The following is a 26198-nucleotide window of genomic DNA, read 5'->3' on the forward strand; positions in this document are numbered from 1 at the left end:
CCAGCTAAGGTTAAAGTTACCCAAAAGTTGCTCAATCTATGATAACAGAGTGCCCAGAGAATGCAAGTTTCTCGGCTTAAAAATCAGGTTATGCCAAGTTTCGGATCTGGTTCCAGTGTTTTAACCGAGAAATAGCGCTGAGGGTTTCGAACAAAATGAAAATAACCGCACGCGGCTACCATTGCTGCATTGTCGGTGCAGAAACTTTTTGAGGGGAGATAGACCTCAAGTCCTTCTTTCTGAGCTTCTTCTTGTAATCTCTTTCTGAGAGCTCTGTTCGCAGCCACTCCCCCTCCTACGACTATCTTTTTGAAGTTAAGTTTTTTAGCAGCGAAAATGGTTTTTTTGGTAAGCACGCGAACCACACTTTCCTGAAAGGAGGCTATCAGGTCTTTGATGTCTCCAGGCCCAATTTCCAAGCTCTGGTAAGCCCTTATTACCGCTGTTTTGAGGCCGCTAAAACTAAACTCAAAGTTGTCTTCATCTTCGAAGCCCGCTTTAAAAACAAAGCGCGATGGGTTACCCTCTTGACTAAGGAGATCGATGATCGGTCCCCCAGGATAACCAAGCCCCAAGAACTTGGCTATCTTATCAAAGGCTTCTCCTGCTGCATCATCTCTGGTTCGCCCCAAGAGATGATAGGTACCCCACTCTTTAACGGCTATCAATTCGGTATGTCCTCCCGAAGCGATTAAAGCGACAAAGGGAGGGGCAAGGTTCTGATGTTCGAGGTATGCTGCAAACAGGTGGCCCTCAAGGTGGTTAACACCAACGATAGGTACATTGAAACACAGCGCCAAAGATTTTGCCCAGCAGGTACCCATAAGTAGCGAGCCCATCAAGCCTGGCCCCATAGTCACTGCTATCAGATCCATAGTTTCAAGACCAATTTTTGCCCGAGAAAGTGCCTCTTGGGTCACCCAGGGAAGAAGTTCCAGATGTTTCCGTGACGCCACTTCGGGTACCACTCCTCCATATTTGCGATGGAAATCCACCTGACTGGATACTACACTGGAAAGAATTTGTCTATCATCTTTAAGCACTGCACAACAGGTATCATCGCAGCTGGTTTCAATTCCTAAAACGTACACTTTTGCCTCCTTTATCTACAGACTCTTTCTCATAACCAGGGCATCTTCTCCATCACTATAATAAACCTTGCGAATACCTATTTCAGAAAACCCAAACCTTCGATAAAGCGCTTGGGCAACCTGATTAGAAACTCTCACTTCCAGAAGCACTTCTTTACAGCCTTTGCTCTTCGCAAACTCAAGCGCATAATGCAAAAGCTTTGTACCATAACCCTTTCTACGGAATTCAGGATGAATAGCAAAAGTTGTAATGTGGGCCTCGCGAAGATAAATCCAGAGCCCAACATATCCTATTACTCTGCTACCCAGGAAAGCGACAAAATAGTGAGCTATTTTATTGGAAAGTTCACTCAAAAATAGAGAGTAACTCCAGGGATGTTTGAAGGATTTCTTTTCAATGGCCACCACATAAGGCAAGTGCTGAAAATGCATCCTCTGAATGGTAAATGCGCCTCCAGCATTAGCTGGTTGCGTTTCATTCTTAAAAAAGTTTCGCACCATAGATGGGCCCAACACGAAAAACGTTTTCAGTACTTGCAATTTCTCTACTTCCGCGTTGATGGTAAAGCTCGATTAATCGTAAGGCTTGTGGAAAGGCCTGCATAAAGAGAAGGTTGCCTTCGCACCCCTCAAAATGGCTCTTGAGAAAGGAAGAAGGAGATACAACCAGTCCCCTGTAGCGGGCATACTTTGCTACAAAATCCTGAATATTCCCGGTTTCGACTTTGGTAATTGGCTGTATTTCTTTCCAGGGCGTTTTCCAATCTAAGTCTACCCAGAAGATTTCGTCCTTTTTATGGTGAATTATCGGGAAGATTTTTTCAAAGTCCTTTGAGAAAAAGCTTGACCTCATTGCTTCGAGAGCCAAGCTTTCCAGGGTGGAAAATCCCACCAAAGGGAGCTGATAACCAAAAGCGATCGCTTTAGCAACACAAACTCCAATCTTCACTCCGGTGAAGGAACCAGGCCCTATCCCAACTATAACAGCTTCCAGATTAGTGGACTGCAAAGCATACTCTTTTTTAAGATACTCAAGATGATCAAACAGATATCTGGAATGGTTCTCACGAGCATAGTGCAGTAAAGAAACTTTTACTTCCTGGCCTTGAGCAAGGGCCACAGAGAGCCAGGGGGTACTACTATCAAAGGCAAGAATGTATTTTTCGTATTTGTCGGCTTTCATTTCCAGTACTCCACAATTATTTCTCGAGCAGATAAATCCTTCCAGGATATTTTAACTGTAATGTAAGGATTTGGAAAATGATGCATGAATTTATCGGCCCACTCTACCACCACTACCCCAGATCGACTGGCATATTCTTCAAAACCCAGCTCCAGCACTTCTTCCCAACTATCAAGACGATAGAAATCCATGTGGTACATAATCCCCTGCTGTCCCTGGTACTCGTGTATCAACGCAAAAGTGGGGCTGGTTACTTTTTCTTGTGGAATACCCAGCGCCTCTCCAATACCTTTGGTCAGGGTAGTCTTACCTGCTCCGAGAGCTCCCACAAGCAAAATCAGGTTTGTTCCATATTGCCTTGCCAAATCCAAAATTCGTCTCCCTACTTCGAGGGTTTCCCTCTCCAGCACGGTTTTAACACACAAAAGTATTTCGCCTGTTCTCTTTTCTTCTTTCATATTACTTTCCGACATTCAATCTTTCCAAAATTGCAAAGTATTTCGTGAGGAATGGTTGCAGATCTTTCAGCCAATTCTTCAGGGCGAACCATTTCGCCACCGTCTTCACCCATGACAGTAACCACATCCCCCTTTTGTACCCCTTCAACCTCGGTTACGTCAATCACGACTTGCTCCATAGTAATGGTTCCCAGTACGGGAACTCTCTTCCCCTTAAGGATGACTTCTAATTTGTTGGACAGATTGCGCGGTAATCCCCAGTAGTAACCAATGTGAGCAATTGCCACCTTGGTAGTCCTCCAGGTAGTAAAAGTAGCTCCATAGCTTACTCTGTAGCCCGGAGGGAGTTCTTTAAGATGAGTCACCCGGGTTCTGATGTTCATTACCGGCTTTAACCCCAACTCCTCAACCTGTGAATAATCTGTAGTTGGAGAAACACCAAAAAGAGCTATGCCTATTCGAGCCCCATCAAGACGAGCTTCAGGTAAGGTTAAAAACGCTGCACTATTCGCACAGTATCTTTTCAAGGGTTGTCCATAGATTCTTTCCATCTTATGGCAGGTTTCAATAAACAGATGCAACTGCGCTCGAGTGTATTCGGGGTCGGTTTCAGCACAAGCAAAGTGTGTCATTACCCCTTTTAATTGCGGAAGCAATCCAAAGAAACGTTCTTTGAAAGGTTCTGCCTCCAGTTCCAAAGGCAAGAAACCCATTCTTCCCATTCCAGTATCTATAAAAAGATAAAAACTCAGCGGCAGTTTCTCGGAATTTTCTCTCAAAAGATCCAATTCTTCGCAGGAAGAAACGACAGGCGTCAGTTTATAAAAAAAAAGAGCTTCAAGCTCTTCTGGCATGATGCCTTCCAAAACTATCACTTCTCCCTTGATGCCGCTTTTCCTGAGTTTGACGCCTTCTTGCACGCTACCCACTGCAAAGCTCGAAAGACCACATTCTGCAAGAACCTTTATAGCCTCAACGCCATGTCCATAAGCGTTGCTTTTTACTACGCCAATTATTTTGTATTCCCTGTTTTGGGCCAGTTCATTAAGAATCAAATAGTTATTACGCAAGTTCCGTGCATTAATCTCCATCCATGAAGGGTATTCTATATTGTCCATCACGAACCACCTTCTTTGCTGCAGGAATTTGGTAGGCTATCTCCTTGGCAGTAATTTCTTTTTTGTTTCGAGCCAGCATATCTCCTGCCAATCCATGTAGAAAAACACCACAGATGGCACTTTCTAAGTGTTTCCCTGTCTGCGCCAGTATGCCCGCAATAACTCCAGAAAGAACGTCTCCGCTCCCAGCGGTGGCCAGCTCTGGACCACCAGTGGGGTTTACGAATATATTTCCTGAGGGATCGGCTATCAACGTTGCCGGCCCTTTCAAAACCGCTATACACTGGAAATAGTCAGCTAACTGCTTAACCGCTTCAAATCGATTTTCCGCTACTTCTTTTGGAGAGCTTCCAAGCAATCTCGCTGCTTCTCCGTGGTGGGGCGTTATAATCCAACCCGAGAGTTTCCCTTTCCATAACTGCCGTTCACCGGCTATGCAGTTTAGAGCATCCGCATCAATCACTCCACCAATATGAGAGCTGGCCTGAACAATTTTCTCGACAAAAAAAGACATTGCGGGAGATACTCCCAAACCTGGTCCAATTATCAAGCTCCTGCACTTCCTCTCTACAAAGCTTTTTCCAAGGAATTCTGCAACAGAGGGCGTATAATAGTGCTGTGCCTGAGTACTTTCAACCAAAGGTGTTACCACTTCAGGCAAATGTATTTTAACCAACGAAGCAGCGCTAAAAGGTAGAGGCCAAACTACCATTCCCGCGCCAGCACCATAGGCCCCCAGGGAGGCTAAAATGCCTGCTCCAAGCATTGATGGGGAACCGGCAATTACACCCACCACACCCGCGCTTATTTTGTGGACATCGGGATTGCGTTCTGGCAAATGTTCACTTATAAGGTGTGGTGTGATGAGAATATCTTTAATCGGAAAAGGTTCTCGAAGGATAATAGGTATACCTATGTCAGCTACTTTGATTTTCCCTGTATATTCCCTGGCGGGAAAGACAAAGAGCCCTCTCTTGGGTAATCCAAGGGTAACTGTATAGTCAGCCTTGACGGAAGAACCCATCACTGCGCCCGATGTAGCGTTAATCCCTGAAGGAACATCGACCGAGAGCACAAAAACATCTCTGGCACTGTTAATTTTTTCTACGGCTTCCCTGTAGAGACCTGCAACGGGCTTGGATAGACCAGTACCCAATAATGCATCAATTACCAAAGATTGTGGATAAATTTCTATATCCTTCACAGAAGCAACTTCTATTATTCGGGCTGACATGTTTTTAAGCACTCGATAGTTATAAAGAGGATCCTTCTTTAGTTTCTCTGGATTGGCAAGAAGGTAGACGGTAACGGGATACGCTGAAGATACACTGAGTAATTGTCGTGCCGCCACCAGCCCATCGCCACCGTTGTTGCCTCCTCCACAGAGGATGATGACCTGTTTGAGGTTTTTCTCTTTTAAGATAGAAAGCGCTTCATTGGCTACATTTTTCCCTGCATTTTCCATGAGCAACAAGGTGTCTATTCCATATTGCTGACAAAGGTGCTGCTCTATTTTCTGCATTGCATCAGAAGTCACCAGATGCATTTTTAGCCTTCGCCTCCCCAAAACAAAAGCCTACAGCCACTGCACATACCTCCTTAGGAGTGTGAGTAACCGAGAGGCATATTTTTTCAAAAACGGGTGGCACCTTGCTGCTGATTTTCACCGTGATTTTCCTCTTGTGATCATGCAATATAAAAATGTCCTTCCAGCCCGGGTTGATATCTTTTTGCAAATAAAGCTTCTTCACAGCTTCTTTACTTGCAAAAAGGGTTGCCATTCCCTCCAGGAGGCGCCTGGGGGTATAATAGTGCAACTCTTCTTCATTGAAAAGCTTCTCCAAGAACCGACTACCGAACTTCAGAAACGCCCCTTTTACTCGCTCAATATCTACCAAGTCCACACCTATGTAAATATCCGGGATTATCAACCCTCTTCTTTTTCCTTTCGAGCTTTTTCAATGATGGCTTCAGCAATTTGTGGAGGAACTTCTTCGTAATGGTCGAATTTCATGGTAAAAGACCCTCTGCCCTGGGTTATGGAACGAAGATCGACAGAATACCTGAAAAGTTCAGCCAGTGGAACCAGAGCCTGGATTTTTTGGTACCCGTTCTGGGGTTCCATTCCCAGGATTTTACCTCTTCGACTGTTGAGGTCGCCTATAACATCACCCATATTTTCTTCGGGAACCAGGACCTCTATTTTCATTATTGGTTCCAGTAACACGGGATTTGCTTCCTGAGCTCCTTTCTTAAAAGCCATTGAACCAGCTATTTTGAATGCCATGTCTGAGGAGTCAACGGGATGGAAAGAACCATCAAAAACAGTCACTTTGACATCTATAACTTGATATCCGGCCAAAATCCCTTCCTGCATCGCTTCCTGTACACCTTTTTCCACCGCTGGGATGTAATTTTTGGGTATGACTCCTCCTACAATCTTGTCCACAAACTCAAAGCCCTGCCCCCGAGGAAGAGGTTCGATTTCCAGCCAGGCGTGACCATACTGTCCTCTTCCGCCGGATTGCCGTTTGTACTTCCCTTCTGCTTTCGCACTCTTTTTAATGGTTTCTTTGTAAGGCACTTTGGGGATGCTTAGCGTCGCTTCTACTCCAAATTTGCGCTTCATTTTATCAACCAGTACATCAAGGTGGATATCACCCAGACCATACACCAGCTCCTCTTTCGTATCTGGATCCCGGGCCACCTTCAAGACTGGGTCTTCTTCTATAATCCGAGATATTGCAGCGCTGATTTTCTCCTCGTCGCTTTTACCCGCTGGTTTGATAGCGGCTATGTAATTGGGTTCGGGCAGCTCAAGAGGAGGAAACACAACAGGATTTGCGGGATCAGAAAGGGTATCCCCAGCACCAATGTTACCCACTTTAGCCACCACACCGATGTCTCCAGCTCCAATTTCCTGGGTTTGCTCCTGATGCTTGCCTCTCAAAAATAGTAGCTGACCAATCTTTTCTTCGCTATCCCGAGAAGCGTTGTAAAGCTTGGCATCCGCTGTAATTTTCCCGGAAAAGACTCTAAACATTGCCATCTTGCCCACGTAAGGGTCGCTGATTATCTTGAAGACAAAAGCCGAGAAAGGTGCTTCCTCACTGCAGGGTATTTCCACTTCCTCCTGCGTTTTGGGATTTATCCCTTTAATCTTTCTTCTTAAGCCTGGATCGGGCATAAATTCAACAATAAAATCGTTTAAGAAACCAACTCCTTTGTTTTCTAAGCCCGAGCCACAGAGAAGAGGGAAAATTTTTCTTTCCTTTATTGCTTCTTTAAGGGCTTTTTTGAGTTCCTCGTTGTTTATTTCCTGCCCTTCGAGATAGGCATTCAGAAGGTCATCGTTGGTCTCAGCGACATTTTCGAGAAACCTTTCCCGAGCCTCAGCTACCACCTCTTCAAGCTGAGATGGAATTTCTTTCACAGACACCTTACCTTCGGCGTCAAAATACAGGGCCTGCATGGATATTAAATCCACAATGCCCTGAAAATTACTTTCCTTTCCGATGGGAATGGTTATCGGAGTTATTTTGCCAGAGAGCTTACTGGAAAGCTCCTGATAGGTTTCTTCGAACTTTGCTCCTTCACGGTCGATTTTGTTAACAAAGAAGACCACAGGTAAATTTTCTCGCTCAAGATACTTCCAGGCTTTCTCAGTACCTGCCCCCATGCCTGACGCAGCACATACAGCAATTATTCCAAAATCCACCGCCCTTACCGCTGCTACCACATTTCCTTCGAAGTCCATATACCCTGGTGTGTCTATGAGATTTATCTTGCAATCTTTCCATTCGAAAGGCAACAGAGAAAGGTCGATGGAGATCGTCCTTTTGGCCTCTTCTGGTTGCCAGTCCGAAACAGTATTACCATCTTCCACTCTTCCCCTGCGATTGATGACTCCAGCGTTATAAAGCATGGCTTCAGAAATCGTAGTTTTACCTGAACCCGCGTGACCAAACAATCCTGCATTTCTTATGTTGTTCATGGAAAACTTTTTCACTATCAATTTCCCCCTTTCTTCTCAAGCTTTGGTAAATCGAGTTTGTTTTGGCTGGTTCGATATCGAAACAGTTCCAGCTTAAGGAATTCCAAATTCTCTCACTTTTGCAGATACGCCTCACTCAACAGAAAAAACCATAAACTCACTGCCAGAAGTAAGGCATACCAAAGAATGCCATACTCCTTTTTAACTCTTTTAAAAAGAAACTTTTTGAAGGATGTCAACCAGCCTTTGAACCTGCTAAAACTAATGATTTCCTCATCATACCTTTCTATACAGAATTTTAAGCATTTTTTTAAGAGCGGGGGTCTCGATACCCCAGGCCATTTTACCATGTACCGCTAAAGAAATTTTACCGGTTTCCTCAGAAACCACAATAGCCAGCGCATCAGTTTGTTCGGTTATTCCTATACCGGCACGGTGCCTGGTACCCACCAGTTTTTTGCCCTCTACCACTTCAGCAAGAGGTAAAATGCACCCTGCAGCTAAAAGGCGATTTTCTCGCAGTATGATTGCCCCATCGTGAAGTGGTGATTCCACCAGAAAAATGGAAATCGCCAGCTCTGGTGAGAATACTGCATCAATAAGTATTCCAGTTTGTATGAAATCTTTCAGACTGTTAGAGCGCTCAAGAACAATGAGCGCTCCTATTTTCTTTCTGGAAAGAGTCTGGCAAGTTATTACCAGATCGTCTATCAGCTTCCCACGTAGTTCTTCGTTGTGGAAAAGCAAGCCACTCATCACTGGAGTGGTTTCCCTGTGGTAAGCGCGGTTAGTGTATATTCGCCTTATCTCAGGTTGAAAAACAATGAGCATCGAAGCAACATATCCGGCGAGCAGAACTTTCCAAAAAAAGTTAAGCTCCTTGAGTCCTGCAAAATTTGATACACCAGCTGCAATAAAGATAAAAGATAGAAAATTAAGTGGTGCAACCAGTGGCGTTCCATGCAGAAAACGGAGCAGGTAAAAAACAAAACAGTACAGAACGATAAGTTCAAGTATGTGACGCCATCCTAAAACGAACAACACTGCCTCCACTCAACCTAATATCAGGGCTAAAATGGCCTTCTGGGCATGAAGACGGTTTTCGGCTTGTTCATAAACCACGGATTGTGGACCATCCATTACCTCATCGGTGATTTCTTCTCCTCGGTGTGCGGGCATGCAGTGCATCACTATAGCATCTTCTGCGGCTCGAGAAAGCAAATTGCTGTTGACTTGGTAGGGTTTGAAATACTGAATTCTGGCTTCATATTCTGCTTCTTTGCCCATACTTACCCAGACATCAGTGTAAACCACATCAGCATTTTCTACAGCTTTGCTGGGGTCAGCCTCATAGACGATTTTGGCTCCGCTCTTCTTAGACGCGCTTTCTGCCCACTCCCAAACCACAGCATCAGGTTTATACTGAGGAGGTGTTGACACCCAGGTTTCCAACCCTAATACAGCGCTGGCAACGACCAGAGAGTTACAAACGTTATTGCCATCGCCCACAAAGCAAATCTTGATATCTTCAAGTCGCCCTTTTTTCTCTTTTATGGTAAGCAGGTCACCCATAATCTGACAAGGATGATGAAGGTCAGACAACCCATTGATAACCGGTACGGTAGCATAGTTTGCGAGTTCCAGCACATTGCTATGGGCAAAAGTACGTATCATTATTCCATCAACCATTCTGCTTAGAACCAGAGCAACATCTTTGATGGCTTCGCGTTTTCCCAAACCCACTTCTTGAGGGCCAAGGTAAAGAGCTTTCCCCCCTAACTGAAGCATAGCCAATTCGAAAGATACTCGGGTACGCAGAGAAGGCTTTTCAAAAAGAAGAGCCAGGACCTTCTCCTTAAGAAGACTTATTTCCTGTTTCAGAAACAGCCTTCTTTTAAGCTCTAAAGCAGTGTAAAGAATGTATTCTATTTCTTCTTTGCTGAAATCAGCAATATCTATAAAATCTCGGCCTTTAAAGCTTTGCATCCTATGTCCTCCTCCTGGCTTCAGGATTCAAAAGTAGATTCTACTGACATACGGTGAAAGAAAAGCCCTCAAAACAGCTCCATACCCAGCCCTGAAACTCAGGGTATCACCTGGCTTGTAATTTTGAGAACTTTTACTTACATCTAAAACAAGATAATTGCTTGTTGCACCAATTATTGTAACATTTTTATCTTCAGGGTATAATTGGTTTTCATCAACATCCTGTTTCCCTATGGCTACCAATGCTCTCTCTTTTTCCTCCCTGCTAAGCGAAAAAGCTGATGTTTTACCAAAAGCATCGAATCCCCTGGCTTTGCCCCAGAGAGGTTGCTTTCGTTTAACTTCCACAATTTCAGCCACTACTTCAAAAGCGTCCTGATTCAACCAGGGAAAAGCCTTCTTCCTGCTTATGTCGTGGCCAAAAAGGAATGCTTCCCCCATACGGATTTCATCGACTCCTCTGGGAAGCGATTCTCCTTCCCACAATTCTAAAAAAGTGGTTCCTCCCACCGATAGGGTCAACTCTTTATCAAGTTTTTTCTCCAGCTGCTTTTTAAGAGCGACCAGTCGGGCAACAACATCTAAATCGGGCAATACACCGCTCAAGCAAGCTAAAGTGGCGCCTAAACCAACAATATCGATATGTTTTAAGGCTTTAAAATTGAAATCACCAAGTATTTCTTCCTCAAGAAACCCTTCTCTTGCGTCCCCTCCCTCGACCGCTAGAATCACCTTCTGAAACTTGCCTACCTTATACGCTGCATGATTCAGCAGTTGTAGGCTCTCAAAATTCGATACAAAAGGTACTATATTGTTGTCAACAATAAGTCGAATTTCCGAGCTCATGGGGAGGCGAATCAAGTAAAGCTGCAAATCGCTATTTCTGGAAGAGAAAGCGTGCTTGATTTTCAGCAGATTGCCGGGATTAGAATCTCCAAAACAGGTAATTCCCTCTTCCAAAAATAGTTTGACCAGAGGCAAATCGGCACAAAAACCTTTAGTGATTGCCACCGCCCTAAGCTGCCATTGATTAAGTTTTTGCAGAATAGCCCTTATGTTGTACCGAATGGCTTGTGTATTAATCCTTAAAAGAGGATAATGCATCATTTTTCGTCAGGAAGCAACTGGTGAAACTGGTCGAAGACAAAAACGAATAAAAAAACACAATAGGCTTTCTCCAGCTGGAGAAAGCCTATTGTGTTTATCGCTTTGAGAACTGGAAGCTTTTTCTTGCTGCGGGCTGGCCATATTTTTTGCGTTCTTTCATTCTCGGGTCACGGGTTAAAAGCCCAGCTTTCTTGAGAGTTGGTTTCATGCTCTCATCAATTAAAAGCAATGCTCGAGCAATACCATGGGCTATGGCTCCTGCTTGCCCGCTCAATCCTCCACCTTCTACCTTTGCTTCTACGTTGAATCTACCCTCGCTTCCAGTTAAGACAAGCGGTTTCTCTACCAGAATCCGATGGGTCTGACGTGGGAAATAATCTTCCAGGGAACGGCCGTTTACAGTTATTTTACCACTACCCAGGGTGAGCCATACTCGAGCTACCGAGGTTTTTCTTCGTCCAGTCGCATAATATTTCATATTTTTTTCCACTGCTTTCACTCCTCGATCGTAAGGGGAATGGGTTGCTGGGCTTGATGAGGATGCTGCGGACCAGCATAAACTTTAAGCTTGCGAATTAAACGTCTTCCAAGGCGAGTATGGGGAAGCATCCCCCATACTGCCCGGCGAACAACTGCTTCAGGCTTACGAGCTAAAAGGTCGACTAATTTCTCCTCTTTGAGATGCCCGGGGTATCCGGTGTGATGACGATATAGCTTCTGCTCCAGCTTCTTCCCGGTAACTTTTATTTTTTCCGCGTTAACGACAACTACAAAGTCTCCAGTGTCAAAGAAAGGTGTATAGTTGCTTTTGTGCTTTCCCATCAAAAGAGTAGCGATCCTGGAAGCTAAACGACCCAGAGTAAGCCCTTCAGCATTAATGAGATACCATTTTCTTTGTATCTCTTGAATTCTTGGGATATAAGTTTTTTGCTCCATGTTTCCTTCTTCTCCTTGATTACTTTTCGATATTGGTACCATATAAGATTACCAGCCCAAAGACAAGTTGAATTTTAAGGTAGGCTGGGGTAAAAGTCAAGAAGATTGTTTAGAATTTATTTTTGTCTCCATTGCAATTCCTGGTTCTTCATGTTAAAATGCAACTCGCACTTCTTTCAAATACTACGAGAGGTGATCGGAATTATGCCAAATACTAAATCGGCGCTAAAGAACTTGAGAAAAAGTGAACGGAGAAGATTACGCAATAAGTCAATAAAAAGCGCTACCAAGACCTATATCAAAAAGTTTCTAAACATGCTTCAGAGCGGAGACATAGATGAAGCAAGGGAGTTCTTTCTGAGAGAAGTTGTGAAGAAAATTGATATGGCTGCCTCAAAAGGTGTTTTTCACAAAAACAAAGCAGCCAGACTGAAATCCCGTCTCTATCAAAAGCTTAATAAAGCGCTTGCTTCTTCCCAGGTTTGAATCAAAGACCAGTCAGTTTTATTACCATATCTAAAAGTATGTCTCCTGGTGGAACTGATGATGTTTTGAGCATTCTATCGCTTTCTCGCAGAATGCGGAAAGCGATTTTGATTTTTTGGAGCGAGAATTTTTTACATTGTTGTGCAATTTTGCGTAATTCATAGTTGTTTACTTTTCTTTCTGTCCAGAGGTCAACCGGTTGCTGTTCTTCCAGACACTGTAAGATTAATCTTAACTTTCTGGTAAGGCTGGAAACTAAAAACGTATGAGGGAACCCTTTCTTTAATAGCAAGTCGAGATAGGTTAGGGCCTTTTCTGTTTCCCCTTCGATAGTAGCATCCAGAAAGTGAAAGAGAATGCTTTTTTCCTCACTTTCAAAATACGCTTCCACATCTTCCGGTTTTACGTTCTGCAAATTGGGGAAACAACCCAGAAATTGAATCACGTCTTCTTCTTTAAGGTCCATTTCATGCCAGTAATGAATAAGTTTTTTAACGGAAGCTGAAGGCATTCTGGATAGTGACTGGGCAATGGAGCGCGGAAGGGTGCTGGCCGGGGAGAGATTGCGCAACACAACCTGTGGTACGTCATGCAGGCGTTTGGGTTTGTTCTTCAAGACGCCTATCAGAATTAAAGCTGGGTTGTGAGTTAACAATTTCTTGACTTTGAAGAAAGTGTCTTCCTCTGGCTCCTGGAAGAGAACGATGGTCCTCTGATTTTCAAAAAGTGATGCCTGCAGCAAATCCTCACTGTGCTCTTCCCATTCCTGAGGTGTTTCTATCTTAATAATTCGGGACACACCAAAATGTTTCATCAAAGGTTCAAGATAAGCTTTTCTGAAAAATTCCTGATTTACCTTCCCGACAAAAAGAAGAGCATTACCCTTAAACTTCTCCTGGAGCCACTTTTCAAAAGTGGTTGCCTTTGCCCTGGGTTGCAAAGCTCATTCCTCCTCTCGGTGCCGGCCAAAAACAAACTGCTCCTTCTTTCCGGGTTACCAGCGTTTTTATGTCAAGTTCATCAAGTAAAGCTATTGTTTCAGGGTTGGGATGTCCAAACTCATTTTCGCCACAGGAGATTATTGCTAAACGTGGCTTCACCTTGTCAAGAAACCATCTCAAGTTTTGAAGGTACTTACCATGGTGTGGCATAACTATGACCTCGCTCCTCAAACTCCAAAGAAAAGGAGCAAGTTCGGCAATTCCCTCTTCTTCAATGTCTCCTGTTACCAATATACTAAAGGAAGGGAAGCATATTTTGAAGAGCAATGCCTGGTTATTGGTATCTCCGCCAGCTTTGACTGGGAAAATTTTTAGCACAACGTCTTCAAAAATTGGCAATTCCTGGTAAGAAGATAGCTCAAAAACAGGTTGGACGCCCTGCGCAAGATTTGATTTCCCAGACGCAGGAACAAAAGCAGAAAAACGCCCAAATGCATTCATCAATCCCGTTATTCCATTGGTGTGGTCTTTATGGAAATGGGTTATAAACACACTATCGATTTTCTTCACACCTTTGAAATGCAAAAATCGTCCAATGACGTTTTTGCCAATATTTCCATACCGGGATGCATAACCACCGGCATCTATTAACACAGCTTCCCCCCCTTTGATCACCCCTACGGAAAGACCCTGTCCTACATCAAGAACCCAAACTTCGGATTTATCTAAGGGTTTCCATATAAACGCCGTCAAATACAAAACGAGGCCTGAAAAGACCAGCACTAATGCAATTTTTAACCAGGCTGTTTTTTGCTTTCTAAACAGGGACAAACCAATTGGAATCATCAATAAAGAAAACCAGAATAACCATCCTTTGATTACATCTTTTTGAACGGAAAAATCCCAGAAAAAATGAGGTAGAAAGGTTAATTTCTGAGCTATGAAACACAGTGCTTTAAAGAGGTGGTACAACATTCTTCCCAAGTACTGTGACATTTGGGGGGTAATAAAAGCGACAGGTTGGATAAAAAGCGAGAGAACAAGAACTACCTCCAAAAAAGGAGCAACTACGAGATTGCCCACAAAAGTCAGACTGGAAAAAGTGAATCCCTTGACAAGTAAAAAAGGCATACTGAAAACTATGGCGGAAAGGGTTATTCCCAGTGAATTCCAAACCACCTTTAAGTACACGTTGAGAAACGAAAGGGAACGGATTTCACTCTGGAGAAAGAAAATGATTCCCAGGGTGGAAGCAAAAGAAAGCTGAGCACCAGTATCGAATATAAGCCCAGGATCCAGAGCAACCATCACTAATAGAGCTACCAGGAAATAACTTATTTGGCTTGTGTTCCTACCCAGGCGCTGGCTTAAAAGGTAAGAGCTAAACATTATCCAGGCTCGCAAGGCGGAAGGAGCCATATTGGCCATGCAGAGATACAAAAAGGTGAACAAAACAACTATCAGGAAAGAAACAAGGTGTCTGTGTGGAAAGAATTTTTGAACCAGCCAGAGTACAAGACTCCCAACCAGTCCGAGGTGAAGTCCCGACACGCAAAAAAGGTGAAAAACTCCCACTTCCTGAAAAACATTGCTCTGCTCATAGAATTCCCTTGTCTTTTGCCCTGTTAAAAGGGAGAGAAACAGCGGGAAGGTTTCCTTAAGGTAAGCATCCCACTTCTTAAAAAGTTTCTCCCTCAACTTCTCTACTAATCCCATAAACTGATACCAAAGGTTATTTTTCTGAATGGATATAATTTTGACCTTCTCTAAGTATCCCACTGTACGCTTCTGGAAATAAAATGTCCGTAAATTGGTAACCCCTGGATTAGCGCAGGAGGGGAATAACCTGAAGACCCCGCTTAACTGCACTTTCTGGTAAGCAAGTTTATTAGTTAACTCGCTGTTTCCAGCGATAAGTATCTGTGGGGAATACACGAAAAATCTATTAAGGTTGACCAGGAACAGGTTTTCGTTTTCAGGAAGAAGAACCCCCTCAAGTGTAATCTGCTGTCTGTCGAGCTCCAGAAAAAAGCCAAAAGGCTCTAAAAAAGTTACCGAATAAAACATCGCACCTCCCAGCATCCAGAAAGCGAAGAAGGCTACAGTAAACATCCAGCGTTTCTTGAAAGCTAAAAGCATACAAGTAGCGAGCACAACAAGTGCCAGGACCCATATCTTATTAAAAGGCTTTTGCAGAAAATGTCGAGCAAGAAAAAAGCCAGCAAAAAAAGAACTTGCAAGCTGAAAAACGGGATAATACTTAAAGCTGAGAAGGGAGGGCTTATTCAAGGGATGACAGTGCGTTTAACCGGGGGTAGTACCCCCGGTTAAACTACCACTCTGTCGCTTTCTGAAACTTCTTCTTGAAGGCATCCTTACTCAATCCGCTTAAGCTGGCCAATTTATCCAGGGTGTTAGGATCTTCAAGGTCCTCTTTTTCAAGTCGAATCATAAAGGAACGAGCCACGCGATATGAGTAGGAGTTAATATCCACCGTTCGTACCTTTGTTCTCCCGGTCTGAGGATCCCGGATCTGCTCAAAAGGTATGGGATTAAGTTTACCCTCAAAAATACTAATTAGAGCTCCTTTCTGTTGATTCTTCAAACTATATTCATTGCTTAAAAGATATTCAACCGCTCCGAAGCCCAACTCCCTGGTGTATTCGATATCAAAAGCATTCGGAGGTGCACAGCGCAGTTCGTAGCCGATATCTTTGGTCACAATGGTAATCTTTTCTCCACGCTCGTTGAACCTTCTCTCTATTTCGCTTTTCAAAAGCTCACCAAGCGGTACTTCGGCAAGCCTCACATGACCATGAGGGTCCCTGGGTATAGGCTTGCCAAGAATTTGCTCGATTTCCTCAACGCTTCCAAACTTAAGAGCCACTCCTTCAGCAATGACGGCTACTCCGTCCTTTCTTCCCAGCAACCTCCTCTTAAGCATGGCTCCTTCTAATATGTCACAGACATCCTCTACTCTGATTGTCTGCTGACCAAATTCCTCAGGTATTATGGTCAGGGTCGCTCCTGCTGATTTCCCAACCCCCAGGGCAAGATGACCTGCAGATCTTCCCATCATCACCACAAAATACCAGCGATTTGTGGTTTTCGCATCTTCCATAAGGTTTTTGACCAGTTGAGTAGCCAGATCTCTCGCGGTCTGAAAGCCAAAAGTAGGCATGTTGCCTGGGAGCGGCAAATCGTTATCGATAGTCTTGGGAACATGAGCAGTGAGAAGCGCTCCTTGCATTGCTGAATCCAGAATGCTGGCACTGTAGGCAGTATCGTCGCCTCCTATGGTAACCAGATAGCTTATTCCCAGGGTTTCCATTGCTTTCCTAACATTGGCTACTTTTTCCGAATCTATTTTTCCTCCCTTTACCAGGCTGTCTCGAGCGGTACGGAGAATAGAACCTCCCTGAAGGTGAATACGGGAAACATCCTTGATTTCCAACTTTACAGTATGCTGTGTAGGGTCAAAAGAAGGACTGGATATCCATTTGAAACCATCATAAATCCCAATTACTTCCAGACCTCTCAAATTGGCAGCAATAGCCACCGAACCTATGACGCCGTTTATTCCTGGCGCTGGACCTCCTCCCACCAGGATACCCAATCTCTTTTTGTGCTCCATTCTGGAACCTCCTTTTGTCGAAATTGGCGGTAGAGTTTTTCAAGTTTACAGCTTCACGAGAAAAGATATCAGAAAAGCCATTGCTGGTCAACCTGAATCATCGACACTACCAAAACTCGGGGTATCGGAGAACTATCGAGTATTGGCTACCAGCAGCTTCTGAATCCATTCCCTGTGAGTGGGGAAAAGGTTAGAGGGTAACTCATCCAGCGCAAAAAATCTGGTTTCCCTGATTTCCTCTCCATCGGGACGAGGCTTATCATTGAGAGCCCGACATTCATAAACTACCACCACAAACTGGAAGGGTTTCCCCAATTCCTTTGGAAAAACCAGTTCCTCAGGATCCGTAAACACGCCCCTGCAAATTATCGACTGGGGATCGATGCTGATTTCTGCTTCTTCGCGAAGCTCTCGTTGAAGACACCCGGTGAGCGTTTCGCCTATTTCCATCGTTCCAGCTGGCAATCCCCAATCTTTACTGCCTTTTTTGAGAGCAAGAAGTACTCGTTGTTTACAATCAAGAACTATGCCACAAGTAGCAACTTTTATTCCGTCGGGAAGGACTGGGAAACTCCTGTCCGGATGCATTAGTTCCGTAACCTGCTTTTCTTGAAGTTCCTCGAAGTCCTGGACCCACAAATCTGGATTTCGCGGATCTCCCGCAGCGGGAAAATATTCAAAGTGTTGAGCCACCAGTACGGCTGGCATGCGCATCCAGTGCGCACCAACTATATCAGTTTGAGGATTGTCACCAATCACGACACAGCGCAATTTCTTGAGAGGGAGCTCTCCAAGTGCCGCAAAAAAGAAAAACGGGTTCGGTTTGCCCAAACACACAGCTCTGGTAGAAGTCATTTTCTCAAGAACGTTCACAATTATGCCGGTACTGGGAACAACCCCCCAGTAAGTGTTAAACTGGTAATCGGGATTGGTAGCTATTAACGGAACACCTTTTATTGTAAAAACAGCCGCCTCTTTTATCTCCCGAAGGGAAATTGCTTCGTCAAAACCAACCACTACTGCCTGCGGTTCGTGTTGTGTAACTTCAACACTTGCATCAAGCAACTCTCTTCTTAGCTCTTGATTTCCTAAAAAATATATTTTGTCCAATCTTTGAAACTTGAGAAAGAGCTTGAGTACCTGGCCGGGAGTGATAATTTCCTCCAGAGTAACTTCAAATCCTAATTCCTGCAATTTTGCGTACATTGATTCTCTGGAATAGCAGGGATTGTTGGTCAGCAAACGTAGTGTTTTTCCAGCTTCGCGAATTCGGTCAATTACTTTACCCAATTGGTGGTGCACGATTTCATTGTGCACAAACCCATCCAAACTTATGAAGAACACGTTGAAGAAATCTAATATCCTTTCCATAAGCAATGGAATAAACAGTTTGTTTCCCAAAGTCAAGGGATAGCCAGAAAGACACTTTCGTTCCGAAAGGAGATTCAACCCACAGAACCGCTTTGGGGAAAGGATGGTGCCGGGCGCGGGATTTGAACCCGCACGGGCAAAAACCCACTACCCCCTCAAGATAGCGTGTCTTCCTGTTCCACCAGCCCGGCCCTATCGCGAAGCAATTATAGCAAGTAAAGGCGGGATCGTCAATCTTTACGAGCGAAAGCTGGCAACAAAATTTGGAAGGTTACCTTACCTTCTTTGTGTAGCTTGAAGTGCCAGGCTCCATTTCTTTTTTGCAGAATTTTGCCAACCAGAAGCATTCCCAATCCCTTTTCAAGCGCTTTTTTGAGTCGATAGGAAACTTCTCCCAGACTGCTTCCCAGGTTACCCGTTGTGTCTATGTGGTTACTCAGCTCTATTAAACAACTGTTGCTTTCTGGAACACAGGAAAGCTCCAGGCTAATAACACTCCCTTTGGGGCTGAACTTTACCGCGTTGGAAATAAGGTTGGAAAAGAGCAAAAAAGCTTCCCCCTGGCTGAGGCCAAGATGCAAGGCTTCATTTTCTGGTCTCGTTTGGAAGTTTGTCATTTCGAAGTGGAGTTCCTTCTCATTGATTTCTTCTTGCCATTGCGTAACAATTTCCTCAATTATTAAAAAGAAGTCCCGCAAAAGGAGTTTTGAGTCTGAACCCTGATAACCAAGATGCTTAAGATATTTCAAGATGCTTTTTATTTTCTGGATTTGCTTTTGCACTTTGGGCACGAAACGATGCCATTCTGTTTCTTCCCCTTCAAGCATTTGAAGATATCCTTCAATGATGGTCAGTGGAGTTTTAATTTCGTGCCAGATACTTGAAAGAAGAAATCGCAATTCCTCCTGGTCGCTGCTTCCAGCCTCTTCAAGGATAAAAATTTTTTTTCCTTGGTAATCGAGGCTTCTCAAACAATACGAATTGTGATTGCTTGTAAAAAGCAATTTTTCAATGTTTAGTCCTCGCTCAAGTAGAGGAACATCCAGAGAGTTTACGGCGAATAGTCGTTCTTCCGATTCTGAAATAGGGAGGTTTAGAATTTTCCCTAAAGAAGCGTTGTATAACACTATTTTTGTCTCTGGATCGAAGATGAAAGCTGGTTGGTCAAGCAAGCTCAATAGGCGATGCAGGAAGTGCTCAATATCTTCTTGATGTTCTGTTTCTCTTATCTTATCCTTTTTTTGCTTGCGGTTGGAAACGTAATTTTTTGCAGTATAACCACCCACTAAAAGAGAACAAAAAAACAATATTGACAACCAAAGCACTTCATTTAGGGACAAACCGGTACCCTACCCCCCTTACAGTTTCTATTTGTTGCCCGTATCGGCCAAGTTTTTTGCGCAAATTGGCTATATACACATCAACTATCCGATCAGTGACAAATTCCTCTTCGCCCCACACCCGATCCAGAAATTGATTCCTTGATATAACCTGTTTAGGATTTTTCATAAAAAGTTCCATTATTTTATACTCCCTCAGTGAAAGAGGTATCTCTTTTTCTTCTACCTGAAGAGAAAAAGTATCCCGATTCAAAACCAGCTTTCCTGCACTCAGTAAGTTTGCTGAGGAGGTTTTTTCTTTCGAAATTCTCCGGGTAACCACTTTGATTCTGGCCAATAACTCCCGGAGGTTAAAGGGCTTGGTAATGTAGTCTTCTGCACCAAGCTCCAGACCGAGCACTATATCAAGCGTGTCATCTTTGGCCGAGAGTATGATTACTGGAACGTCCTTATAACGTGGTTCCCTCTTGAGGTATTTTAAAAATTCTACGCCGTCCATCCCAGGAAGCATGAGATCAAGAATAAAAAGCTGAGGTACTGGTAGCTCCTGCACTTTTTCCAGGAAGCTTTCAGCGCTTTCAAAGGTCAAAGTTTCAATATTTTCCTTTCGCAAAAAGTGGGCAATGATATCGGCAATTTCGGTTTCGTCTTCGATGACGAAAACTTTCACCCTAAATCCTGACCATCCAGTTTTCGCAACCTAAGGCTTTTCATGTTCAAATTATAATGGTTTGGGTTAAAATTGTCTTAAGGATTTTTTAAAAAGCTTTAATTTTTGAAAGGAGGTCATTTTGGTGAAACAAACCTTTGGTTTGATTGTAGGTAATCGAGGATTTTTTCCTGATGCCTTGGCCAAAGAAGGTAGGGAGCAAGTCATTAAAGTGCTCGAAGATATGGGTTATGGAGTGGTAACCCTTACCCCCGAAGACACCAAGTTTGGGACCGTAGAAACCTGGGAAGACGCTCGAAAGTGCGCACGGCTTTTCGAAGAGCACCGAAATGAAATTTCGGGTGTTATTGTTACCCTTCCCAATTTTGGTGATGAAAAGGGAGTTGCTTATGCGCTTCGTTTTTCAGGGCTTAGAGTGCCGATTTTGGTGCATGCCTTTCCTGACCAGAATACCGCCATGGACATTACGCAGCGCAGAGATAGCTTTTGCGGAAAACTGTCTGTATGCAATAATTTGAAGCAGTTTGGAATTCCCTTTTCGCTAACCACGCAACACACTGAAAATCCTGACAGCGAGCTTTTCAAGGAAGATGTGAGTTGGTTTGCTGCAGTATGCAGAGTTGTCAACGGTTTCAAAAATCTGAAAGCGGGTGCTATTGGAGCAAGGCCGAACGCCTTTAACACGGTGCGTTTTTCAGAAAAAATACTTGAGCACCACGGTATCTCGGTTGAGGTCGCCGATCTTTCCGAAATTTTTGCTCGAGTTGGAAAGCTTGCCGACAACGACTCCAGAGTGTTGGCAGAACTTAAAGCCATCAAGGATTACATTGACACTACCGGCATTCCCGAGGAAGCACTGGTCAAGATGGCTAAGTTGCGGCTGGTTCTCAAGGAATGGATTGAAGAAACCGGGGTTTCACTTATCTCCTTTCAGTGCTGGACTTCCATTCAGGAAAACTTGGGGATTATGCCCTGCACGGTCATGAGCATGCTCAGCGAAAGCTTAATTCCTGCTGCCTGCGAAGTTGACTTGACAGGTGGCTTGGCCATGTACGCTTTGCAGTTGGCTTCTGGTACACCGTCTGCCTTGGTGGATTGGAACAACAATTTCAACGATGACCCGGACAAAGCAGTGCTTTTTCACTGTAGCAATTTTCCAAAATCGCTGCTTCAAAACCCCCGTATGGGCTATGGAGACATTATTTCTTCTTCTGCGGTTCCCAAAGAAAGGGCTTACGGTACTTGCTACGGTAAAATACCGGCTGGCCCCGTAACCATTAGTCGCTTGGCCACTGACGATGTTTCAGGAAAAATTGTTGGTTACGTGGCTGAAGGAGAAATTACCGATGATACGATTGATACCTTCGGTGGTTGGGGTGTGGTAAAAATTGAAAATTTGCAAAATCTCCTCTATGTTATGTGTGACAATGGATTTGAACATCACGCTGCCATGAACCTCTCCTGGGTGGCTGATGCACTGGTCGAGGCCTTCGAGAAGTACCTGGGATTTGATATTTATTGGCACAACGCAGAATAAAATAGTTCAATTACCGGGTAGGATACTTCCTACCCGGTGACGATAAGCATTCCCAGAAAGATTAAAGTGGCGATGGTTGCCACGTAAAGAGGTATAAACTGTTCAACAAAACGTACCCACAAAAGGTGCACTGCAAACATTATCACCACGCCGATAAAAATGCGATCCCAGAGATTGCTTTTAAAAGGTAAAATGCGCATGTGTTCTCCACTCCTCAGTCTTTAACTGCTCCAAAAGTGAGACCTGCAATAATATGCTTTTGGGCAATGCCAATAAAGATTACAGCCGGTATCAAACAGACCATTGACACTGCAGCCATTTCTCCCCAGTTGGTGCCGATAACGGTAACAAACTCAGCAAGACCGGTGGTAATAGTCCGAGCATTGACGCTGGTTAGTATGGATGCAAAGAGATACTCATTCCAGGCAAAAATCCAAGTGAGTATTGCGGTTACCATAATCCCTGGCTTAGCAAGGGGGAGGATAACGTGAGTCAACACTCCCCACAGGGAACAACCATCGATCAACGCTGCCTCATCCAGTTCTTTTGGGATAGCATCCATCATTCCTTTAAGCAACCATATAGCAAAAGGTAGATTAAATATACAGTAAAGTAGGATCATGCCCAGTTTGGTATCTCTCAAGCCCACTCTGGTAAAGATAAGAAAGAAGGGGACAATAAAAACTGCAGGAGGGGCCATACGGTTGGTTATGGTCCAGAAAAAGATGTTGTTGGAGCCTGATATACGAAAACGAGAGAAAGAATAGGTTGCCAAAACGGCGAGGGCAATAACTAAAGCCATATTGCCTGAAGAAATGATTAGGGAATTGATAAGGTATCTACCATAGATATCCTTAAAAAAGGGACGATAGTAGTTCATGGCGTAAAAAGAAGTTTGTATGAGCTTGGGGCCACTGAAGACTTCCAGTTTGGTTCGGGCAGATACCACAAACATCCAGTAAATGGGAAAAAGAGTCGCTATGGCGATAACAATGGAAACAACGTAGATGGCAAGCAACCTTAAGCTTTTTTTGCTCATTTAGGAAGCCTCCTGTGAGGATGATATAAAAGTCAGGAGTAACCAACACATCACAATAGTCAAATACAGCAAGAACAACGACATTGCAGAGCTATAGCCATACTCCATGGACTGCAGAACCAGCCGTACCAGATGAATGCTAACATAGCGAGTGGCCGTACCAGGACCACCACTGGTGAGCATCCACACCTCGTCGAATATTCTGAAGGTATCCATAATCCTTATAAAAAGAGTTGTCAGAAGAATCGGCTTGAGGAGGGGCAAAGTGACATAACGGAAAGTCTGCCAGCGGTTGGCCCCGTCCACCAATGCAGCCTCGTAAGGCTGCTTGGGTAAACTTGACAAACCAGCCATTAAGGTAAGAGTTACAAAAGGCGTCCAGTGCCAAACATCAACAAAAACAGTAGTGAAAAAAGCCTGGGTAGCATTAACTCCTATATTGTAGTCGACGCCCATTTTTCTCAGATAAAACGGAATTGGCCCAATATCTGGATTAGTGAGCAGAACCCACATGCTTCCGATGCTGATGGGAGCCATAGCCAAAGGGAGGGTCATTATAGTTCGAAAAATACCTTTCCCTTTAAATTCAAAAGTCAGGAGATTGGCTATCAGCAAACCAAGGGGCATTTCTATAGCGCAACATAGCACCACAAAAGTGAGTCCTAAGCGTAGAGACTTCAGGAAATCCTGGTCGAACATGAGTTTTCGAAAGTTGTTAAACCCGGTATACACCATTCCAACTCGTGAAAACACGTTGTACTTGAAAGCACTGAGATAGATAATGTATAAAACCGGAATTACGCCAATCAGAATCATTAAAGTAAGCGTGGGGGCAATAAGCCCCCACGCTTGTGCTTTGTTTTCTCTCACGGTTCTACCTCCAGTTAGTAGCCCAGCTCTTCCATCAGTTGGTCTACTTCCTGAGCAAGATTATCAAGGGCTTCTTCGGGCGAAATTTCCCCAGCTACTGCCTTGGAAATCCACTTAAGGTAAATTTCATTCAGTGGCCGATGCATGGGGAGAGGAGGAGCACCAGCGAAGAGGTGACCCTGCTCTTTTAACAAGGTGAAGTAACCACCCATTTTGGGATCCAGTTCCTTAATGAGCGGATCGTCAAAAGTGGATTTGCGTACCACGCGAGTGGCCAGTTTGGCAAATTCTGCTTGCCACTCTTTGCGGGCACACCACTGAATGAACAACCAGGCCGCTTCCTTGTTCTTAGCACTGTGAGGTATTCCAAGAGCTCCACCATCATAATATCCTATGTAGCCCTTGCCTGCCTTGGCTTCTTCAAGCACTCCAGGTGCGGTAGGCGGAAGTGCTACGCCGATTTTGCCAATCACTGCAGATCTGGTGGGATCAGTTGCCAGCCAACCTAAGTTCTCAAGATAGATAAGCCCCTGAGCGATCTTCCCAGCTCCAAAAACGGCAGCGGTCTCATCCCAGGTATAGGTACGCACACCAGGAGGAGCGTACTGAAGCATATCAACGTACCACTTGAAAGCTTTCTTAGCCTGCTCGCTGTTGAGGGTGCCACCCTTGTCCACACTGGCTCGCATGGTTTCTAAGTTTATACCCCAGTTGTAAATGCCCCATGCTGGCCAGATGCTCTCGCACATTTCATATGCTACGCAGGGATGAGTTTTGGCCTGTGCAACGTGACCGTAAAGTTCAATTCCCTTTTCCTTGCCGTATTCTGTGAAGAATTTAGCTATGTCAGTATACTGATCCCAGTTAGTCGGCACAGCAAGATCATATCCATACTTTTCTTTGAAGGCTTTCTGTATTTCTGGATCTTCAAAAAGGTCCTTGCGGTAGATGTAGGACTTAAGGAATGCCTCAAAGGGAATGGCAAAGATGTTTCCTTCGGCGTCTTTGAAGTAATTGATAAAACTGGTAAAGTCATCCAGGTCAAAGTTGGGTTCAGTTATTGCGGAGTTCTGGATAAAAGGAGTGAGATTAGTTAACCAGCCCTGATCCAGGTAGGCATAGATTATGTCCTGCTCAACATAGATAAAATCGTATATACCTGCTCCAGACTGCAGGTCCTGGATGGATTTGTTGTACATCTCGTCCCAGGAAGTTACTTCAAACTGAACTTTAATACCAGTGAGCTTTTCAAACTCTGGAGCTGCTACTTCCACCATGGCTTTTGAAGGTGGCGTACTTTCTGAAATACCTTTAATAACAACCCCCTTGTAAGGCTCAGCTGCTTTCTGCCACCACTCTGGGTTGGCTACTTGTGCAAAAGCTAACCCTCCTATTCCAAGAACCAGCAAGACAACCAACAACACATTGATTCCCTTTCGCATGGCTTCAACCTCCTTCATCAGATTAAATAATTGTGGTGCTTGACGCTTAAAAAGTAACTTTACCCGTTAATACACCTTAAAATCCGCTTGCATCACCTCCTTACCATATTGTATACCCTCCATCCATCACCAGAACACTTCCAGTTACATATGAAGAAGCTGCAGAGGCCAGGAACACGCACGGTCCTTTAATCTCCTCTGGTCGGCCAAGTCTACCCATGGGAGTTAACTCCTTCCATATGCGCGCATACTCAGGATAGTTTTTCAAAAGTTCAGCAACCAGCTTAGTCTCCATATACCCAGGAGCAATTGTGTTCACCCGCACATTGTATTTTACCCATTCCGAAGCAAGAGATTTGGTGAGCATAATCACTCCGCCTTTTGAAGCATTATAGTGGGATTGGGGTTGGGGCGTATTCGCAATCAGACCTGACATCGAAGAGATAGTGATGATGCTCCCCTTTTTTCGTTTAATCATCTCCTTGCCCACTGCCTGACAACATAAAAAAGTACCAGTCAAGTTAACATCAATTACTCTTTTCCAGTCCTCTTCACTCATCTCTTCGGCTTTCTTCCACTGGCCTATGCCCGCGGAGGTAACCAGAATATCAATTTTCCCAAAACGAGATAAAGACTGACTAACCATTTGCTCCACTTGCTCTTTGCTGGTGACATCAACCCGAAGGGCCAGGGATTCTCTGCCTAAAGCCTGAATTTCGGAAGCAGTCCTTTGCGCAGTGTCCATATCCAGGTCAGCAATCACTACGTGCGCACCTGCTTCTGCAAGACCCAGGCTCATTTCTCGGCCTAAACCTTGTGCACCACCAGTTACGATAGCCACTTCGTCTTGAAGAGAAAAAAGCTCTGTGATGCTCATGAGGCATCCTCCTTAAAGAACTGGTTGGAAGGAAACTGGTCGGGGCGAGCCGATTTGAACGGCCGACCTTTCGCACCCCAAACGAACGCGCTAACCAGGCTGCGCCACGCCCCGACTC

The 26198-nt window shown here is 44.3% G+C and carries 26 protein-coding genes and 2 tRNA genes; 2 read left to right on the plus strand and 26 right to left on the minus strand.

Going from position 1 to position 26198, the window contains the following annotated elements:
- Nucleotides 1-83: 83 nt before the first annotated feature.
- The 13 genes from tsaD to rplM form a co-directional block, all read right to left on the minus strand.
- Nucleotides 84-1091 (minus strand): tRNA (adenosine(37)-N6)-threonylcarbamoyltransferase complex transferase subunit TsaD, encoded by a 1008-nt coding sequence (tsaD, locus tag ACKTT1_RS04175; RefSeq protein WP_412710283.1) that lies wholly within the window; start codon nt 1089-1091, stop codon nt 84-86.
- A 15-nt stretch (nt 1092-1106) separates the two neighbouring features.
- On the minus strand, nt 1107-1523 hold the full coding sequence (gene rimI, locus ACKTT1_RS04180) for a ribosomal protein S18-alanine N-acetyltransferase (RefSeq protein ID WP_412710284.1): 417 nt from the start codon (nt 1521-1523) through the stop codon (nt 1107-1109).
- Nucleotides 1524-1572: 49 nt separating this feature from the next.
- Nucleotides 1573-2274 carry a tRNA (adenosine(37)-N6)-threonylcarbamoyltransferase complex dimerization subunit type 1 TsaB gene (gene tsaB, locus ACKTT1_RS04185; RefSeq protein ID WP_412710285.1) on the minus strand — a complete coding sequence of 234 codons (702 nt, stop codon included), beginning with the start codon at nt 2272-2274 and terminating at the stop codon, nt 1573-1575.
- Nucleotides 2271-2747, minus strand: coding sequence for a tRNA (adenosine(37)-N6)-threonylcarbamoyltransferase complex ATPase subunit type 1 TsaE (gene tsaE, locus ACKTT1_RS04190; protein WP_412710286.1), 477 nt, complete (start codon nt 2745-2747; stop codon nt 2271-2273). Before tsaE ends, tsaB begins: the two co-directional genes overlap by 4 nt.
- Nucleotides 2729-3850 carry an alanine racemase gene (alr, locus tag ACKTT1_RS04195; protein WP_412710287.1) on the minus strand — a complete coding sequence of 374 codons (1122 nt, stop codon included), beginning with the start codon at nt 3848-3850 and terminating at the stop codon, nt 2729-2731. The genes tsaE and alr overlap by 19 nt, the downstream gene beginning before the upstream one ends.
- Complete coding sequence (locus ACKTT1_RS04200) at nt 3813-5396, minus strand: NAD(P)H-hydrate dehydratase (RefSeq protein WP_412710288.1); 1584 nt, start codon at nt 5394-5396, stop codon at nt 3813-3815. Before ACKTT1_RS04200 ends, alr begins: the two co-directional genes overlap by 38 nt.
- Complete coding sequence (locus ACKTT1_RS04205) at nt 5377-5781, minus strand: holo-ACP synthase (protein WP_412710289.1); 405 nt, start codon at nt 5779-5781, stop codon at nt 5377-5379. The genes ACKTT1_RS04200 and ACKTT1_RS04205 overlap by 20 nt, the downstream gene beginning before the upstream one ends.
- The gene (fusA, locus tag ACKTT1_RS04210; protein ID WP_412710290.1) at nt 5778-7859 is read right to left on the minus strand and encodes an elongation factor G; all 2082 of its coding nucleotides are present in this window, start codon (nt 7857-7859) and stop codon (nt 5778-5780) included. The genes ACKTT1_RS04205 and fusA overlap by 4 nt, the downstream gene beginning before the upstream one ends.
- A 261-nt stretch (nt 7860-8120) precedes the next feature.
- Nucleotides 8121-8888: a diadenylate cyclase CdaA gene (gene cdaA, locus ACKTT1_RS04215; RefSeq protein ID WP_412710291.1), complete on the minus strand. Its 768-nt coding sequence runs from the start codon at nt 8886-8888 to the stop codon at nt 8121-8123.
- A 9-nt stretch (nt 8889-8897) separates the two neighbouring features.
- A complete protein-coding gene (argF, locus tag ACKTT1_RS04220; RefSeq protein WP_412710292.1) occupies nt 8898-9830 on the minus strand; it encodes an ornithine carbamoyltransferase in 933 nt (310 codons plus the stop codon).
- Nucleotides 9831-9857: 27 nt separating this feature from the next.
- Nucleotides 9858-10937, minus strand: coding sequence for an alanine racemase (locus tag ACKTT1_RS04225; protein ID WP_412710293.1), 1080 nt, complete (start codon nt 10935-10937; stop codon nt 9858-9860).
- A gap of 94 nt (nt 10938-11031) precedes the next feature.
- On the minus strand, nt 11032-11415 hold the full coding sequence (gene rpsI, locus ACKTT1_RS04230) for a 30S ribosomal protein S9 (RefSeq protein ID WP_369019405.1): 384 nt from the start codon (nt 11413-11415) through the stop codon (nt 11032-11034).
- A 17-nt stretch (nt 11416-11432) separates the two neighbouring features.
- On the minus strand, nt 11433-11873 hold the full coding sequence (rplM, locus tag ACKTT1_RS04235; protein WP_412710294.1) for a 50S ribosomal protein L13: 441 nt from the start codon (nt 11871-11873) through the stop codon (nt 11433-11435).
- A 204-nt stretch (nt 11874-12077) separates the two neighbouring features.
- Between rplM and rpsT the strand changes: the two genes are divergently transcribed.
- Nucleotides 12078-12359, plus strand: coding sequence for a 30S ribosomal protein S20 (rpsT, locus tag ACKTT1_RS04240; RefSeq protein WP_412710295.1), 282 nt, complete (start codon nt 12078-12080; stop codon nt 12357-12359).
- A 1-nt stretch (nt 12360) separates the two neighbouring features.
- On the opposite strand, the gene holA is transcribed toward rpsT, so the two are convergent.
- From holA to ACKTT1_RS04275, 7 genes are all read right to left on the minus strand, one after another.
- Nucleotides 12361-13299 (minus strand): DNA polymerase III subunit delta, encoded by a 939-nt coding sequence (gene holA / locus ACKTT1_RS04245; RefSeq protein ID WP_412710296.1) that lies wholly within the window; start codon nt 13297-13299, stop codon nt 12361-12363.
- Complete coding sequence (locus tag ACKTT1_RS04250; protein ID WP_412710297.1) at nt 13268-15439, minus strand: DNA internalization-related competence protein ComEC/Rec2; 2172 nt, start codon at nt 15437-15439, stop codon at nt 13268-13270. Before ACKTT1_RS04250 ends, holA begins: the two co-directional genes overlap by 32 nt.
- Nucleotides 15440-15632: 193 nt before the next feature.
- The gene (gene pfp, locus ACKTT1_RS04255) at nt 15633-16934 is read right to left on the minus strand and encodes a diphosphate--fructose-6-phosphate 1-phosphotransferase (RefSeq protein WP_412710298.1); all 1302 of its coding nucleotides are present in this window, start codon (nt 16932-16934) and stop codon (nt 15633-15635) included.
- A gap of 132 nt (nt 16935-17066) precedes the next feature.
- A complete protein-coding gene (locus ACKTT1_RS04260) occupies nt 17067-18305 on the minus strand; it encodes an HAD-IIA family hydrolase (RefSeq protein ID WP_412710299.1) in 1239 nt (412 codons plus the stop codon).
- Nucleotides 18306-18409: 104 nt separating this feature from the next.
- A tRNA-Leu gene (locus ACKTT1_RS04265) sits at nt 18410-18496 on the minus strand.
- Between the two features lie 39 nt (nt 18497-18535).
- Entirely contained in the window at nt 18536-19591 is a 1056-nt protein-coding gene (locus tag ACKTT1_RS04270) for a sensor histidine kinase (RefSeq protein WP_412710300.1), read from the minus strand.
- Nucleotides 19592-19631: 40 nt separating this feature from the next.
- Complete coding sequence (locus ACKTT1_RS04275; protein WP_369017372.1) at nt 19632-20315, minus strand: response regulator; 684 nt, start codon at nt 20313-20315, stop codon at nt 19632-19634.
- Nucleotides 20316-20436: 121 nt separating this feature from the next.
- Between ACKTT1_RS04275 and ACKTT1_RS04280 the strand changes: the two genes are divergently transcribed.
- Nucleotides 20437-21852, plus strand: a complete 1416-nt coding sequence (locus ACKTT1_RS04280; RefSeq protein ID WP_412710301.1) for an L-fucose/L-arabinose isomerase family protein — start codon at nt 20437-20439, stop codon at nt 21850-21852.
- Between the two features lie 29 nt (nt 21853-21881).
- Here the strand turns inward: ACKTT1_RS04280 and ACKTT1_RS04285 are convergent, their stop codons facing one another.
- The 6 genes from ACKTT1_RS04285 to ACKTT1_RS04310 all read right to left on the minus strand — a co-directional run bounded on the left by ACKTT1_RS04285 (nt 21882) and on the right by ACKTT1_RS04310 (nt 26194).
- Nucleotides 21882-22052: a hypothetical protein gene (locus tag ACKTT1_RS04285; protein ID WP_369017370.1), complete on the minus strand. Its 171-nt coding sequence runs from the start codon at nt 22050-22052 to the stop codon at nt 21882-21884.
- Nucleotides 22053-22066: 14 nt separating this feature from the next.
- Complete coding sequence (locus ACKTT1_RS04290) at nt 22067-22891, minus strand: carbohydrate ABC transporter permease (protein WP_412710302.1); 825 nt, start codon at nt 22889-22891, stop codon at nt 22067-22069.
- Nucleotides 22892-23761 (minus strand): carbohydrate ABC transporter permease, encoded by an 870-nt coding sequence (locus ACKTT1_RS04295; protein WP_412710303.1) that lies wholly within the window; start codon nt 23759-23761, stop codon nt 22892-22894.
- A gap of 14 nt (nt 23762-23775) precedes the next feature.
- Nucleotides 23776-25203 carry an extracellular solute-binding protein gene (locus ACKTT1_RS04300; protein WP_412710304.1) on the minus strand — a complete coding sequence of 476 codons (1428 nt, stop codon included), beginning with the start codon at nt 25201-25203 and terminating at the stop codon, nt 23776-23778.
- A gap of 100 nt (nt 25204-25303) precedes the next feature.
- Nucleotides 25304-26080 (minus strand): SDR family NAD(P)-dependent oxidoreductase, encoded by a 777-nt coding sequence (locus tag ACKTT1_RS04305; RefSeq protein WP_412710305.1) that lies wholly within the window; start codon nt 26078-26080, stop codon nt 25304-25306.
- Between the two features lie 36 nt (nt 26081-26116).
- Nucleotides 26117-26194 (minus strand) — tRNA-Pro (locus tag ACKTT1_RS04310).
- Between the last annotated feature and the right edge of the window lie 4 nt (nt 26195-26198).

Source organism: Atrimonas thermophila (assembly GCF_045864955.1).
GTDB lineage: Bacteria > Atribacterota > Atribacteria > Atribacterales > Thermatribacteraceae > Thermatribacter > Thermatribacter velox.